This is a genomic window from Corallococcus terminator (assembly GCF_049194865.1).
Classification (GTDB): Bacteria; Myxococcota; Myxococcia; order Myxococcales; family Myxococcaceae; genus Myxococcus; species Myxococcus terminator_A.
This window is the reverse complement of sequence record NZ_JBLZWL010000123.1, coordinates 49,629-63,153: the sequence shown is the minus strand read 5'-3', so window position 1 is coordinate 63,153 and position 13,525 is coordinate 49,629. Positions and strand designations below refer to the sequence as shown.

The 13,525-nt window shown below is 67.7% G+C and carries 14 protein-coding genes; 8 read left to right on the top strand and 6 right to left on the bottom strand.

Going from position 1 to position 13,525, the window contains the following annotated elements; translation table 11 throughout:
* Positions 1 to 224 precede the first annotated feature (224 nt).
* Together ACN469_RS36385 and ACN469_RS36380 are read left to right on the top strand one after the other, a co-directional pair.
* Complete coding sequence (locus ACN469_RS36385; RefSeq protein WP_498775761.1) at positions 225 to 1,730, top strand: hypothetical protein; 1,506 nt, start codon at positions 225 to 227, stop codon at positions 1,728 to 1,730.
* Positions 1,727 to 2,758 carry a DNA adenine methylase gene (locus ACN469_RS36380; RefSeq protein ID WP_498775759.1) on the top strand — a complete coding sequence of 344 codons (1,032 nt, stop codon included), beginning with the start codon at positions 1,727 to 1,729 and terminating at the stop codon, positions 2,756 to 2,758. The genes ACN469_RS36385 and ACN469_RS36380 overlap by 4 nt, the downstream gene beginning before the upstream one ends.
* Before the next feature lie 36 nt (positions 2,759 to 2,794).
* Here ACN469_RS36380 and ACN469_RS36375 read toward each other — a convergent pair whose 3' ends face one another.
* The 3 genes from ACN469_RS36375 to ACN469_RS36365 form a co-directional block, all read right to left on the bottom strand.
* Positions 2,795 to 3,343: a DsbA family protein gene (locus tag ACN469_RS36375; RefSeq protein ID WP_498775757.1), complete on the bottom strand. Its 549-nt coding sequence runs from the start codon at positions 3,341 to 3,343 to the stop codon at positions 2,795 to 2,797.
* Entirely contained in the window at positions 3,340 to 3,879 is a 540-nt protein-coding gene (locus ACN469_RS36370) for a redoxin domain-containing protein (protein ID WP_498775755.1), read from the bottom strand. The genes ACN469_RS36375 and ACN469_RS36370 overlap by 4 nt, the downstream gene beginning before the upstream one ends.
* A gap of 77 nt (positions 3,880 to 3,956) precedes the next feature.
* Positions 3,957 to 6,191, bottom strand: a complete 2,235-nt coding sequence (locus ACN469_RS36365; RefSeq protein WP_498775753.1) for a polyprenyl synthetase family protein — start codon at positions 6,189 to 6,191, stop codon at positions 3,957 to 3,959.
* Between the two features lie 97 nt (positions 6,192 to 6,288).
* Here ACN469_RS36365 and ACN469_RS36360 point away from each other — a divergent pair, with 97 nt between their 5' ends.
* Positions 6,289 to 7,203 (top strand): RluA family pseudouridine synthase, encoded by a 915-nt coding sequence (locus ACN469_RS36360; protein WP_498775751.1) that lies wholly within the window; start codon positions 6,289 to 6,291, stop codon positions 7,201 to 7,203.
* A gap of 5 nt (positions 7,204 to 7,208) precedes the next feature.
* Here the strand turns inward: ACN469_RS36360 and ACN469_RS36355 are convergent, their stop codons facing one another.
* The gene (locus ACN469_RS36355; protein WP_498775749.1) at positions 7,209 to 7,961 is read right to left on the bottom strand and encodes a class I SAM-dependent methyltransferase; all 753 of its coding nucleotides are present in this window, start codon (positions 7,959 to 7,961) and stop codon (positions 7,209 to 7,211) included.
* Positions 7,962 to 8,191: 230 nt separating this feature from the next.
* Here ACN469_RS36355 and ACN469_RS36350 point away from each other — a divergent pair, with 230 nt between their 5' ends.
* The 4 genes from ACN469_RS36350 to ACN469_RS36335 all read left to right on the top strand — a co-directional run bounded on the left by ACN469_RS36350 (position 8,192) and on the right by ACN469_RS36335 (position 9,758).
* Complete coding sequence (locus tag ACN469_RS36350; RefSeq protein ID WP_498775747.1) at positions 8,192 to 8,365, top strand: SDR family NAD(P)-dependent oxidoreductase; 174 nt, start codon at positions 8,192 to 8,194, stop codon at positions 8,363 to 8,365.
* Between the two features lie 70 nt (positions 8,366 to 8,435).
* Positions 8,436 to 8,603, top strand: a complete 168-nt coding sequence (locus tag ACN469_RS36345) for an SDR family oxidoreductase (protein WP_498775745.1) — start codon at positions 8,436 to 8,438, stop codon at positions 8,601 to 8,603.
* 146 nt (positions 8,604 to 8,749) lie between these two features.
* Positions 8,750 to 9,016, top strand: a complete 267-nt coding sequence (locus ACN469_RS36340) for a hypothetical protein (RefSeq protein ID WP_498775743.1) — start codon at positions 8,750 to 8,752, stop codon at positions 9,014 to 9,016.
* A gap of 94 nt (positions 9,017 to 9,110) precedes the next feature.
* A complete protein-coding gene (locus ACN469_RS36335; protein ID WP_498775741.1) occupies positions 9,111 to 9,758 on the top strand; it encodes a hypothetical protein in 648 nt (215 codons plus the stop codon).
* 36 nt (positions 9,759 to 9,794) lie between these two features.
* Here the strand turns inward: ACN469_RS36335 and ACN469_RS36330 are convergent, their stop codons facing one another.
* Positions 9,795 to 9,992, bottom strand: coding sequence for a hypothetical protein (locus tag ACN469_RS36330; RefSeq protein WP_498775739.1), 198 nt, complete (start codon positions 9,990 to 9,992; stop codon positions 9,795 to 9,797).
* Between the two features lie 157 nt (positions 9,993 to 10,149).
* Positions 10,150 to 12,228 carry a sodium-translocating pyrophosphatase gene (locus ACN469_RS36325; protein ID WP_498775737.1) on the bottom strand — a complete coding sequence of 693 codons (2,079 nt, stop codon included), beginning with the start codon at positions 12,226 to 12,228 and terminating at the stop codon, positions 10,150 to 10,152.
* Between the two features lie 437 nt (positions 12,229 to 12,665).
* Between ACN469_RS36325 and ACN469_RS36320 the strand changes: the two genes are divergently transcribed.
* The gene (locus ACN469_RS36320; protein ID WP_498775735.1) at positions 12,666 to 13,517 is read left to right on the top strand and encodes an alpha/beta hydrolase; all 852 of its coding nucleotides are present in this window, start codon (positions 12,666 to 12,668) and stop codon (positions 13,515 to 13,517) included.
* The last annotated feature ends 8 nt before the right edge of the window (positions 13,518 to 13,525 follow it).

Below are 13,525 nucleotides of genomic sequence, written 5' to 3'. Positions count from 1 at the left end.
CGCACTGTCAACGCGAAGGTGTGTGAGGGACCCTCCAGGGTTGGACCGTCATCCAGGAAATGCGCTCGCCGTCACCTCCCGATATTCTTCGGGCGGTCGGGCGTTTCAGCCCCGCTTGTCGGACTTCAAGAGAAGTGAGCCCTTCAATGTGTCGAGCCCTGGTCGGTCTCGCTGTGCTTCTCGCAGGTTGTGCGACAACCGCCCGGCCTCCGGAGGGCGCGGTGGTGGCGGCTCCACCTCCCGCGGCCCCCGCACCGGAGACGCCCCGCTACGAGCACATCTTCATGATGCCCGTGGAGAAGGCCCTGGCCGAGGCCACCAGGCTCATGAAGGAACAGGGCTGGGTGCTCAAGCCCCTCGAGGACCCGAAGTATCTGCTGACCGAGTGGCGGACCGCGCAGATTGGCAACAGCTCCTGGGGCTGGCGGAGCGACGGCGACGCCACGCGATATCTGGTGGCCGGTGAGCTGCTCTCCGAGCGCGCCTCCGTCGTCCGAATCTTCCGCATGAAGCGCGTGTCCTTCGGCAACGATGTCGAAATCAAGCCCGAGGCGTCGGGGGAGCTCAACTCGCGCTTCATGCTGATGGAGCGCTTCGAGCAGAGCTTCGTGAGGCGAGGCGCCCCCGTGGAGCTCGCCCAACGCGAGCGGGACAACGCACCGTGGATGGAGATGGAGGGCGCCGTCCAGGGCACCCGCGACCTGGAGCTGGAGCAGGCCCTCACCCTGCGCCTGGAATCACGCCCCTCGCTGGAGACGCTCACCGGCTCGCTGCGCCTCACGCGCGACGACTCCTTCGCCAGGGACCCGACCTTCTACCTCAAGCGCTGGAAGCAAGAGGTGCAGGAGCCGTGCGACCGGAAGGTCCTCGGCTTCCAGGCGATGCTGAAGCCAGGGCTGACGGTGCTCATCGGCGAGCAGCTCGGTACTCGCGAGATTCCCACCACCGTGGGAGACCTGGCGTGCGAGGCCGCCCTGACGGGGCTCGGCGTCACGCTGGCACTCGCCATTCCAGAGAAGGAGCAGGAGCGCATCAACACCTATCTCGCCAGCGCGGGGAAGCCCGCGGACCAGGATGCGCTGCTGCAGGGAAACTTCTGGCGCAAGCTGCAGCAGGACGGCCGAGGCAGCCGCGCGGTGATGGACCTCATCGACCGGGCCCGCGCGCTGAGCGCCGCCGGGCACGCTGTCTTCGTGGTGGCCATGGACACGGACATGAACCATGGGAAGGCTCGTGATGCCCACATGGCCCGCAAGGTGTTGAACCCGCGCGCCTCGCGGCCCAAGGATGTGTTCCTGGTGCTCGCCGGCAATGCCCATACCCGACTGGGTGACGCGGACTGGAGCGACGACTTCGTCCCCATGTCGCAGCACCTGCTCGAGAACGCCCGGGACTTGAAGGTCCTGGAGGTGGGCTACGCGCAGGGCCGACGGTGGGGCTGCGACCTGGAGCAGGATGGGGAGATGGACTGCAACGTCATGGGCATCACCCCGGGTCCCCAGGTCGCGATTCACGCGGAGACTCCCCCTGGAATCCGCATGCTCCCCGCGCTGGACGACGAGGGGTTCCATGGGTTCCTGGACGTGGGCGTGCTGACCGTCTCCCTGCCCGCCATCGCCCTGCGCGGACACGAGCCGCCGGAGGCCACGGAGTCCGAGCCCGCCGTCGCTCCCGCGAACCAGGTGCCGACCACGGAGACGACAAAGCCCGCCCCGCTGGAGGGAGGTTGACCGGCATCGAGAACTTCCCGGCGACCCGGTATCAGGGCAGCAAGCTCAAGGTCCTGGGCTGGCTCTGGGAGCAGCTCCGGCCCTTGGAGTTCGACTCGGTGGTCGACCTCTTCGGCGGCACGGGCTCCGTCTCCTATCTCTTCAAGGTGCACGGCAAGCAGGTCCACTACAACGACTGTCTTCGCTCCAATCACCTCATCGGCAAGGCGCTCATCGAGAACCCCTCGACGCGGCTGGAGCACTCCGACATGGCGTCGCTCCTCGTGCGACGGAAGCGGACCTACGAGGACTTCATCGCGCGGACCTTCGGCGGCATCTACTACCCGGACGAGGAGAACCAGCTCCTCGACGTCGTGGCGCAGAACCTGGTGGAGCTGCCGGACGGCTACCAGCGGGCCCTCGCGTACCACGCGGTGTTCCAGGCCTGCATCGCGAAGCGCCCGTACAACCTCTTCCACCGCGCCAACCTCTACATGCGAGAGGCGACCGTCGAGCGCTCCTTCGGCAACAAGGCGACGTGGGACAGGTCCTTCGCGGACCACCTCGCGAAGCAAGCCGCTGTCGCCAGTGACGCCGTCTTCGACAACGGCCGAGCGAATCTCGCGACGTGTGGAGACGCGGTGTTGCTCGAAGCCCGGGCTGACCTGGCGTATCTCGACCCGCCGTATGTTTCAGCCAAGGGCGTCGGCGTCGACTATCTGGGCTTCTATCACTTCCTCGAGGGGCTGACGGAGTACAGGGATTGGCCGAAGCGGTTCGATGACCGCTACAAACACAAACCCTACCGGCGCGTGGAGACGCCGTGGACCCAGCCTTCGCGCATCGGCTCCGCCTTCGAGGCGGTGTTCGAGCGGTGGAAGGACAGCATCCTCGTCGTGTCCTATCGCTCGGATGGAGTCCCCTCCATCGAGGAGCTGAAGCGGCTGCTCCAGCGCCACAAGCGAAAGGTCACCGTGAGAGCGCGGGACTACCAGTACGCGCTCTCCACGAACCAGACGAGCCGCGAAGTGCTGCTCATCGCCGAGTAGCGCCCCCGTGAGCCTCACGCCACGGAGGCGCCGCGCTCAGTCATGAAAGGCGCCGGACGTCTCGACGCCCCCGCCCTGAAGAACGGTGATGAGCGCGGGCGCGCTGAAGTCTCCCTGGTAGCGCGCCCGGTTGATGAAGAAGCCCGGGGTGCCGTTGACGCCGCTGCGCACCCCGCCCATGAAGTCCCGGCGGATGCGGTCGAGGAAGCGATGCTCGGAGAGGTCCCTGGCGAAGCGCTCCATGTCGAGGTCCAACGTCCGCGCGTAGGCCAGCAGCGACTCGGTGTCGAGCGCCTGCTGGTTCTCGTAGAGCAGGCTGTACATCTCCCAGAACTTGCCTTGCACGTCGGCGGCCTCGGAGGCCTCGGCGGCTTGCATCGCGAAGGGGTGCGCCTGGGAGAGAGGGAAGTGACGGAAGACGTAGCGCAGCTGGCCGCCCAGGGTGGCCAGCACCTTCTTCATCTCCCAATAGGCCTGTCCGCAGAAGGGACACTCGAAGTCGCCGTACTCCACCAGCACGACGGGGGCGTCAGCGGGGCCCAGGATGTGGTCCAAGGAACCCACGGGGATTCGCAGCCTGCTCATGGGTTCGCCTCCTGCTGGGGCTGTCCACCCACTGCCTCGGAGCCGGACGCTCCGGCGAGACGCTCCAGTGCATCCAGCACCCCGTCCGCTCCCGGGTTGACCTCCACGGGTGAGACGTAGCTCCAGAAGATCTTCCCATCGGAGTCGATGACGAAGAGGGCGCGCTCGGAGACGCCGGCCTCTTCGTCATAGACGCGGTAGGCGCGCGAGAGCGCTCCCTTGGGATGGAAGTCGGAGGCCAGCATCATCCGGAGACCGCGCTCCTTGGCGAAGGCCTGATGGCACCACACGCCATCGCAGGAGATGCCCATCACCTTCGCCCCGTGGCGCTCGAACTCCGGCAGCAGCTCGTTGAAGAGCGCCAGCTCGTCGCTGCACACGGGGCTCCAATCGGCTGGGTAGAACACCAGCACCAGCGGGGCGCCGTGGAAGTCCTCGAGCGAGACCTTCTGGTCCGGGGACACCCGGGCATCGAGGGTTGGCGCGGGCGTGCCGGGGGGCAAGGGCGCGCTGGGCTGTTTGGTGGAACGGGCCATGGACTCCTCCTCCAACGAACCTGGGACACGGGCTCGCGAAAGGCACCCAGCGGCACGGATTCTGGCCTCGGCGGACGTCAGCGCTGACGCTCCAGCACGTACCAGCCGAAGGCTCGCAGGTGCAGCTTGGTGAAGGAGTCCGGGAACAGCGCATCCAACACCGTCCAGGCCGCCTCCACTCGCTCACGGGCCTGCTGTACACAGGCAGACAGCGCGCCACAGGCTTCGAGCTTCCGTGTGAGCGAGGCCAAGGTTCCCGGGTCGCTCGAGCGCGCCGCCAGCGTCTGCTGGAGCCAGCGACGGTCGTCGATTTCCAGCCGCGACAGCGCCTTGGCGATGGGCAGCGTCACCTTGCCGCTCGTCACGTCCTCGCCCCGGTGCTTCGTCTCGTCCTCGAAGCCCCGCAGGTCCAGCACGTCGTCGATGATTTGAAAGGACACTCCATAGCTCTCATAGAGCGTGGCGAGCGCGTGCACCCGGTCCTCGGGGGCATTGCTGTAGACGCCGGCGATTCTCGCGAGCGCGGCGGGAGGTGCCGCGGTCTTCATGCGGGCCACCGCCAACAGCTCCCTTTCGAGCTGGGAGCCGTCGCCTCGCTCCACCGCCTCCGGCAGCAGGTCGTCGAGCCCCTGGATGTCGAGCGCCTGCCCGGCATGCGCGGCACGCAGGGCCTCGAAGTAGAGCTGGAAGATGCGCGCGCTCTGCTCACCGGTCAGCCAGGGTCTGGAGGCGATGTCCTCGATGAGGAACATGCACAGGGAGCCCGCGTTGATGGCCAGCGACCTTCCGTACACCGTGTGGCACGCCGGTCCGCCACGCCGCCGCTCCGAGTCATCCTCCACGTCATCGATGATCAACGAGCCCGCCTGGAGGACCTCCGGATAGGCGAGCTGCTCCCGGTAGCGCTCGGCGTCTCCTCCCAGCAGCTCCACCGCGGCGACCAGCGCGTAGGAGCGCCAGGCCTTGCCGCCCCGGTCAATCATGTCCCGGATGGGCGCGACGACCGCGCGCTCGTACCGCGAGACGTCGACGTCCTCCAGGAGCTCCCGACGCTCCCTGCTGGCGATGAGCTTCTCGGCCCGCGCCGTGTCGAGCCTGCGCGGCAGCATGAGGTCGACCTGTCTGCGCGTCTCCCTCCCCACGGAGGCGAAGAACGCATCCATGGCGTCGAAGCGGTCGAACCGGCTCCGCTCGACGAACCCCAGCCCCTGGACGGGTTGCCCTTCCATCGTGCCGCTCAGCCGGACCCGGCCCTCCCAGAAGGAAGGGAGCGAGAGCAGGGTGATGACCTCCTGCCCGGGCAGCTCCGCCTCGATATGGAGATGCAGGGCGAAGTCGGGGGCGTCCAGCGCCCAGGACACCGGGTGCTCGCTGAACGTGCCCAGGCTGGTCCAGTGAGCGGTGGGTTGGAGTTGGAAGTCCAGCGTCTCCCTGCGTCCACCGCGCGGGTCGATTCGGAGCAGCCGCTGTCCCAGGGGCCGGTGGGGTGGGGCCTGCCCGAACATCGTGAACCCAGACAGGTCGACGCCGTTGTCGAGCTGACCCGACAGCCAGCTCCAGGCAGAGAGCGATGAGCCTCGCGCGCCGTCTTCCTCGCTCCGGCCGGCCGCGCCGAACTCGTGGTCGTACCACCCCGTGCCCTTGCGAGTCTTCCACGCGCGGCCTTCGACGTGGAGCGTGCCTTCGACACGGCAGCGCGGGATGAAGTAGTAGAACATCTCCTCGCCTTCGTGGCCGTGCACGACGCCGTCATCGGCGTGGCGGATGGGTGGCTTCTCGGGCTGGAAGTGGAGCTGGACCTGGACGTCCCGCGTCCTGTCCACCAGGACGACCTCGTACCGGCCGCCCTGTCCCCGTCGGAGGCGATTGCCCTCCAGCTCCAGCTCCAGGCGGTCCTCACTCGCATGTGCCGAATGGGAGGCGAGCTGATCCGGCAGGGGGACGTGACCACGCCGCAGTATCTCGCGCAGGGCGCGCCGTGCGATGCCTTCGCGGCTCTCTGGATGGGAGTCCAACCACCTCAGCACGAGCTCCGGAGTGCGAGGGTCCAGGAGGGAGGTGGCGTGGTAGCGCCGGCCCACCACGTCGGTGAGTCCCCAGACCACCGAGTGAGCCCACGTCTTGGGTTTCCCACGCTGGGACCAGGGGTGGCGGAAGAAGGCGGCGAAGACTGAGAAGGGGCGCCCGTCCTCCACGGCGAAGTGGGCGTTGACGTACCACCACTCGAGGCCCGAGGAGGCATGCGGGCGGTCATGCAGTTCAAGGTCGATGGGACCTGGGCCCGGCCAATCGGTGGGTGGAGCGAAGCGCATACAATCAAGCTGGAGCGCGACGTGAGCCCATGGAGCTGTCACGGGGCTGGTGCGCCTGGTGAAGCGCCTCCCTCCACGAGCCCGTGAGGTGTAGGGTGTGCGCGTGCTGCTCAACGATGGCTATGTGTACCGCGAGAAGCTCGGGAGCCGACCGGGCAGCAGCGCGCTCGCACATCTGACGGACAAGTATCGCCACTCGTCAGAGGAGGAATGGCGGGCTCGCTTCGCCCGGGGCGAGGTGCGCCTCGACGACGTCACGGCCGATGGCTCGGAGCCGCTGAGGGCGGGGCAATGGCTGTGCTGGCACCGCCCACCCTGGGAGGAGGCGGATACCCCGCAGTCCTTCGACGTGGTGTACGAGGACGCGGAGCTGGTCGTCGTGGTGAAGCCGAGTGGCCTGCCGACGCTGCCCTCGGGAGGCTTCCTCAAGAACACCCTGCTCTCCTTCGTCCAGGCGCGATGGCCCGAGGCGGTCCCCATGCACCGCCTGGGACGCGCAACGTCGGGCCTGGTGCTCTTCACCCGCACCCGTGACGCCGCCGCGCGACTGGCGAGCGACTGGCGCGAGGGCCGCGTGCACAAGCGCTACCGCGCGCTCGCCCAGGGACTCGCCGCCCAGGAGACCTACGACATCCGCGCGCCCATCGGACTGGTGCCCCATCCGCTGCTGGGCGAGGTGCATGGCGCCACCGCGCGCGGCAAACCCTCACACAGCACGGCCCGGGTGTTGGAGCGGCGCACCGAGCACACCCTCTTCGAGGTGGACATCCACACGGGACGCTCCGAGCAGATTCGCATCCACCTCGCCTTCATCGGCCATCCGCTCGTGGGAGACCCGCTCTTCGCCGCGGGAGGCCTGCCACTGGCCGAGAACCCCGGCCTGCCTGGAGACGGGGGCTACCTGCTGCACGCGGAGTCCCTCGCCTTCGTGCACCCTCGCTCGGGCGAGCCCTTTCAGCTCCAGGCCCCGCTCCCGATGGCGCTCCGCGTCCAGGACTCGCGCGCGACCTGACCGCGTCAGGAGCCGGTGGTCTGACCCAGCTCCAGGTCCTCGAGCCGCCACAGGCCCATGTGGCGGCCCTTGTGCGGGTCCTCCACCAGATGGAGGGGCTCGGGGAAGTTGAACGGCGCCAGCCGCAGGTTCACGGGACGCCACATGCCGGTGACGATGTCCTCGTTGCGGCTCAGTCCCACGTGGGTCGTCGCGAGCAGGTGCGTGGTGCCGCTGCGTCGGAGGTTGGTCAACGCCCGGAAGATGTTCCGATACGACAGGTGGATGAACAAGTCCCGCACCATGACCACGTCCACCTTCGGCAGGTCATCCTGGATGAGGTCGCGGACCATGAACTGGCGGCGCTCGTTGCCATGCTGCTGCTGGTTGAGCGCGATGAGGTCCGGGACGATGTCCGCGCCGATGTACTGGTCCAGCTCCAGCTCCACGTGTTTCATCCAGTTGAAGTCGCCACAGGGGACGTCCAGCATCGTCCGGGCGCTCGCCTTGCGGAGAACTTCAGGCAGCTCCCGGCGGATGGACTCCGTCGCCTTCAGCGTCGAGCCCGGCCCCGAGCGCGACTCCGCATCCAGCCAGAAGTTGTGGTGGTAGATGCGCGAGAACCAGAACCGCCGATACTTCTGCTCCAGCGCGCCGAGCTGAGGAACGTGCTCGTTGAGCCGCGCCTTCGCCGTCGACACGGCCTCGTTCACGTACGACTTCATCGTGGACCACACCACGGCGCGCTGAGAGTTCTTGGGCGAGGAGGAGGAATCCATGGAGCGGGTGACCTTTGGGTGGCGCGAAGAGCGGCTTCGGATGTCTGGGGCACGAACCGGGAGACCTATAATACACCGGATTCCACTCTCCGTGTCACACCGGGCCTGACCCATCCCCCCAGCCCGCCGGGCTCCGACAACAACGTCGCAGCACGTCATTTCACCGAGGACGGCAAGGGCCCGCATCGACCCGGCGTGCTTTCCTGTCGGCCTCACTTCTGGGGGCAGCCATGGGCACATTGGATGGGAAGCTTGCAATCATCACTGGAGGCAGCACTGGCATTGGACTGGCCATCGCCGAGCGCTACGCCAGTGAAGGCGCCGAGGTCGTCATCGCGGGGCGCAACAAGGGCCGCATGGACGAAGCCCTCTCGCGAATCGGGCATGGCGCTCGGGGGGGGTGACGAACGTCGGTGACGAGGCGCAGGTCCAGCGACTGCTCGACTCCGTGCCCCGCGTGGACCTGCTGGTGGCGTGCCCGCCTCTCAAGTGGGCGCGTTCCTCGACACGCTCGCCAGCCACGTCCCCCTGAAGCGCCCCGGTGTCCCTCGCGACATGGCGGACGCCGCGTACTTCCTGGCGACGTGCGCCTACGCCACCGGCATGGTGCTCGACGTCGACGGCGGCTGGACGGCGGTCTGAGCGTCTGGGGACATGGTAGACAGAGGGGCATGGACGCGACGCTCGCTGCTTCATGTCCCCTGCATCCCGAGCGCCCCGCTGATGGGACCTGCAGCCGCTGTGGCACCTTCCTGTGCGAGGGATGCCGAAGGTGGCAGGTGCAGCGCATGCTCTGTCTGCGCTGTCACACGGTGGCGTTGGGAGAGAAACCCTCTCAACGCGCGACGCTGGCGCTCTTCTTCGCCACCGCGGGCTTCCTCGGCTTCGTCCCCGGGCTCGTGGGGCTGGTGCTGGGCTACCAGGAGCTGGCGGCCATCCGTCAGGGCACCGCGCCTGGCTCGGGCGAGGGCTGGGCGCTGCTCGCGCGCAACCTGGGCTGGTTCCACCTGGCGATGCTGCTCATCATCGGCGGGGGGTGGGTGGCCCGGAGCTGAGCGTCATGGCCGGGTCCCCTGCTTTGCATCGCTCCTGTCTGGACAGCTAGCCTCGCCCTCGCGACCCGGTCCGGGTCAGAGGTGGGGAATTCACATGGGTTCGAAGAAGCTGGCGTTGGAGGCGGGAGGGCCTCAGCGCCTGGAGCTGTCATGGGGACTGTTCTGGAAGAAGTTCACCGTCACCCTCGATGGCAAGGTCGTGGGGACCACGGACGGCGGTCAGTCCGAGCTCAAGAAGGGGGTGGACTTCAGGCTCCCTGACGGAAGCACGCTGAACGTCCAAATCCAGTCGGGCGTGCTCCAAGTGGACCTGGCGGTGAAGCGGGATGGGGTGCCCCTGCCCGGCTCCAGCACGGATCCCGAGCAGCGAATCAAGTCCGCCGCGTACCTGCTCTACTTCCTGGCGGGCCTCAACACCCTGGTGGGCGTCATCGCCCTGGTGATTCCCAACGAGGCGCTGGAAGCGCTGGGCATGGGGATTGGCTCCGTCCTCTTCGGCGCCGTGACGGCGGTGCTCGGCTTCTTCACCTATCGCGGCACCCGCGTGGCCCCCATCCTCGCCATCGTCCTGTATGTCGGGGACACGCTCATCACGCTGATGGACACCGTCGGCCAGGGCGGCAGGCCCCAGGTCTTCGGCCTCATCATCCGCGTCTACATCGTCATCATGCTCGTCAAGGCGGTGCAGGCCGTGAACGAGCTGCGGCGCCAGAACGAGGCGGGCGTGTCGCTCCAGCCCTGAAGCCCGCACCCCCAAGGCAGCGCGGGCCGCTTCCCGTCAGACGGAGGGCTGCTCGCGCTGCTTCAAGACATCCACCTGACGCTGGAGGGCCTGCAGCCCGTGGAGCTTCTCCCTCAGCTCGTCGCGCAGCTCGCGCATGTCTGTGTGGAGGACTTCGTCGCGCAGCTCCTCGATGCTCTCAGCCAGACAGGCATGGAGGAGTTGAATCTGCTGCTGGGAGAGCTCCAGGACCATGGGACACCTCTCTGACAGCGGAACACCGTGAAGCCTATCACGTGCTCACGCGCCACTCCCGGCGGCCTGTCTGATATGTCCTGGAAAGGTGTTGACTGTCTTACATCTCGCGATGCGGCGCCTCGACTTCGAGGCGCCGCATTTCCCCCGCGCGGACCTACCGGAGCGCGATGAGGGAGGCCACGAGCAGCGAGACGACGCTCATGACCTTGATGAGGATGGCAACGCCCGGACCGGAGGTGTCCTTGAACGGGTCGCCCACCATGTCGCCGACGACGGCGGCCTTGTGGACGTGCGAGCCCTTCGCGTGGCCGGGCAGCTTGCCCTTCTCGATGTACTTCTTGGCGTTGTCCCAGGCGCCGCCCGCGTTGGCCATGTAGAGGGCCATGGTGGCACCGACGACGAGCGCACCGGCCAGCAGGCCCGCCAGCGCGCTGGGCCCCAGCACGTAGCCCACCAGCGGAGGGGCGACGACGGCGATGAGGCCCGGGAAGATCATCTCGCGCAGCGCGCTCTTGGTCGCGATGTCGACGATCTTCTTGGGGTCGGGGTCCGCCTTGAGCTCCATCAGGCCGGGAATCTCGCGGAACTGACGGCCAATCTCCTCGACGATGGCACCCGCCGCGCGACCGACGGCGAGCATCGTGGAGGCGCCCACCATGAACGGCAGGATGGAGCCGAGCAGCATGCCCACGATGACCTTCGGGTCGGTCAGCAGCAGGCTCATCTCCGGCAGACCGGCCGCGACGCGCGTGTGGTTGACCTCCAGGTTGAACGCCGAGAAGAGCGCGATGACGGTGAGCGTCGCCGAGCCGATGGCGAAGCCCTTGCCGATGGCCGCCGTGGTGTTGCCCACCGCGTCCAGCTCGTCGGTGATGGCGCGAACCTCGGGACCCAGGCCGGACATCTCGGAGATGCCACCCGCGTTGTCGGAGATGGGGCCGTAGGCGTCCACCGTCATCACGACGGCGGTGCCACCCAGCATGCCCACCGCGGACAGCGCGATGCCGTACAGGCCGAGCGCCTGGTCAGCGATGTAGGCCACCGCGGCGATGGTGGCCATGGAGATGCCCACGCTCTCCATGCCGACGGCGAGGCCGCGGATGAGGTTGGTGCCGGCGCCCGTGATGGACGCCTCGGCGATGCGCTGCACCGGCGTGGAGGACGTGTAGTAGTCCGTGACGAGGCCGATGATGGCGCCACCGAAGGCGCCCGCGGCCAGGGCCACCGTGATGTTCTGGGAGAGGCCGAACAGGTTCATCATCACGAACGACAGGCCCACCAGGATGACGGGGGGCATGATGAGGGCGCTGCGCAGCACCTGCGCGGGGTTCATCTTCTTGAGCGCGCGCGCGATGAAGATGCTCAGCAGGCTGACGATGAGACCCACCGCGGAGAGCACCAGCGGGAGCACCACGCCGGCCACCTTCGCGCCACCCGTCGCCGAGGGGTCCACGACGAGGCGGGAGAGCTCCGTGGCATTGGCCGTCAGGGCAATCGCCATGGCGGCGACGATGGCGGCCACCATGGACTCGTAGATGTCCGCGCCCATGCCGGCCACGTCGCCCACGTTGTCGCCCACGTTGTCGGCGATGACGCCGGGGTTGCGCGGGTCATCCTCGGGGATGTTCTCGATGACCTTGCCGGCGATGTCGGAGCCGACGTCCGCGGCCTTGGTGTAGATGCCGCCGCCCACGCGCGCGAAGAGCGCGATGGAGCTGGCTCCCACGGCGAACGAGTGGAGGATGGGCGACAGCTGCGCGTGGCCCTTGAAGAAGTAGTAGACGCCGCCCATGCCAATCAGGCCCAGGCCAGCGACGGCGAGCCCCATCACCGCGCCGCCATCCAGGGCGACCAGGAGCGCGTTGGGCTTCGAGCCGGTGCGCGCGGCCTGCGCGGTGCGCACGTTCGCGAACGTCGCGGCCTTCATGCCGATGTAGCCCGCGAGCAGCGACAGGAACGCGCCCACCACGAAGCTCGCGCTCGCCAGACCGCCGAGGGCCCAGCCGATGAACACCGCGATGACCGCGCAGTACACCGCGAGCACTTTGTACTCACGGACGAGGAACGCCATCGCGCCTTCGCGGATGTAGCCCGCGATGCGGTTCATCGTCGCGTCGCCGTCGGGGAGTGCCTTGACCCGGAAGTAGAAGAACGCAGAGAAGAGCAATCCCACGGCGCCGATGACACTCGGTGCGACTGCCCAGAAATTCGACTCGAGACTCGACAACTCCATCCAATCCTCCAGAGCAGTCCCCGGGGCTGATATCCCCCCTCTGGGGCGCTCGCGTGCCGCGCACGTTGCGAGCAGGCCCTATACGGGATTTCCACCGAAGCTGGGAGCCTTCTGGGAGCGATCACACAGAGGGCGGCCCAGCGAGGGAATGGGCCGGTGCGGAGGGGCAGAGGGGGGTTCACTGTGCCCGCCCTCTCGTCCCCGCTCGGGCCGTATTCACTCGGAGTAACATCCAGCCCCCCTTCGGGCGCCTGGGGGCCACTGTTCACAGGTGTTTCATCCCAGGCGTCAGGCTCGACGCCCGCACTCTGAGCAAAATCAGGGTCTGTGTTTCACCCGCTCCGGGGCATGTCGACTTCGACACCCCACGGGTTCAACTGGCCCAGGGGTGGGCGAAGCGGCTGTCGCCCTTCCTGCTGGGTGAAGACAAGTTTATCTTGAATTCTCATATTTCCTATGGAGGCGCCCTCGTCCAGAAGACCCAGACCCAGCCCGACACCATCGTCCTCGTCCACGGCATGTGGATGACGCCTCGCAGCTGGCAGGGGTGGATTGACCGCTTCACGAAGGCCGGCTACCGCGTCATCGCCCCGTCGTGGCCCGGCCTCGAAGTCGGCGTGGAGGCGCTCCAGAAGGACCCGAAACCGCTGGAGAACCTGGGCGTGAAGGCCATCGTCGACCACTACGAGCGCATCATCCGCGCGCTGCCCACCCCGCCCATCCTCATGGGCCACTCCTTCGGCGGCGCCTTCGTGCAGATGCTGCTCGACAGGGGCGTGGGCGCGGCCGGCGTCGCCATCCACTCGGCGCCCGTGAAGGGCGTCTACACGCTGCCCTTCACCACCATCAAGTCGACGGCGTCCACGCTGCTCAACCCCGCCAACGTCAACCGCCCCGCGCCGATGACGCCCGAACAGTTCCACTACGCCTTCACCAACACGCTGACGCAGGAGGAGTCGGACGAGGTGTACCGCACGCAGTACGTGCCGGGCTCGGGCCGCGCGCTGTTCCAGGGTGCCCTCGCCAACCTGACGCCGCACTCGCAGGTCACCGTGAATCTGAAGAACGATGAGCGTGCGCCGCTGCTGTTCCTCTCGGGTGACTCGGACATCATCCTCCCGGCGAAAATCCAGCGGGAGAACGTGAAGCGCTACGCGAAGTCGAAGGCGGTGACAGAGTACGTGGAGCGCAAGGGCCGCTCGCACTACACCGTGGCCCAGCCCGGCTGGGAGGCCGTCGCGGACCTCGCCCTCGACTGGGCCACGCGGCATGCCGCCGCCCGGAGCTGACACGGGGA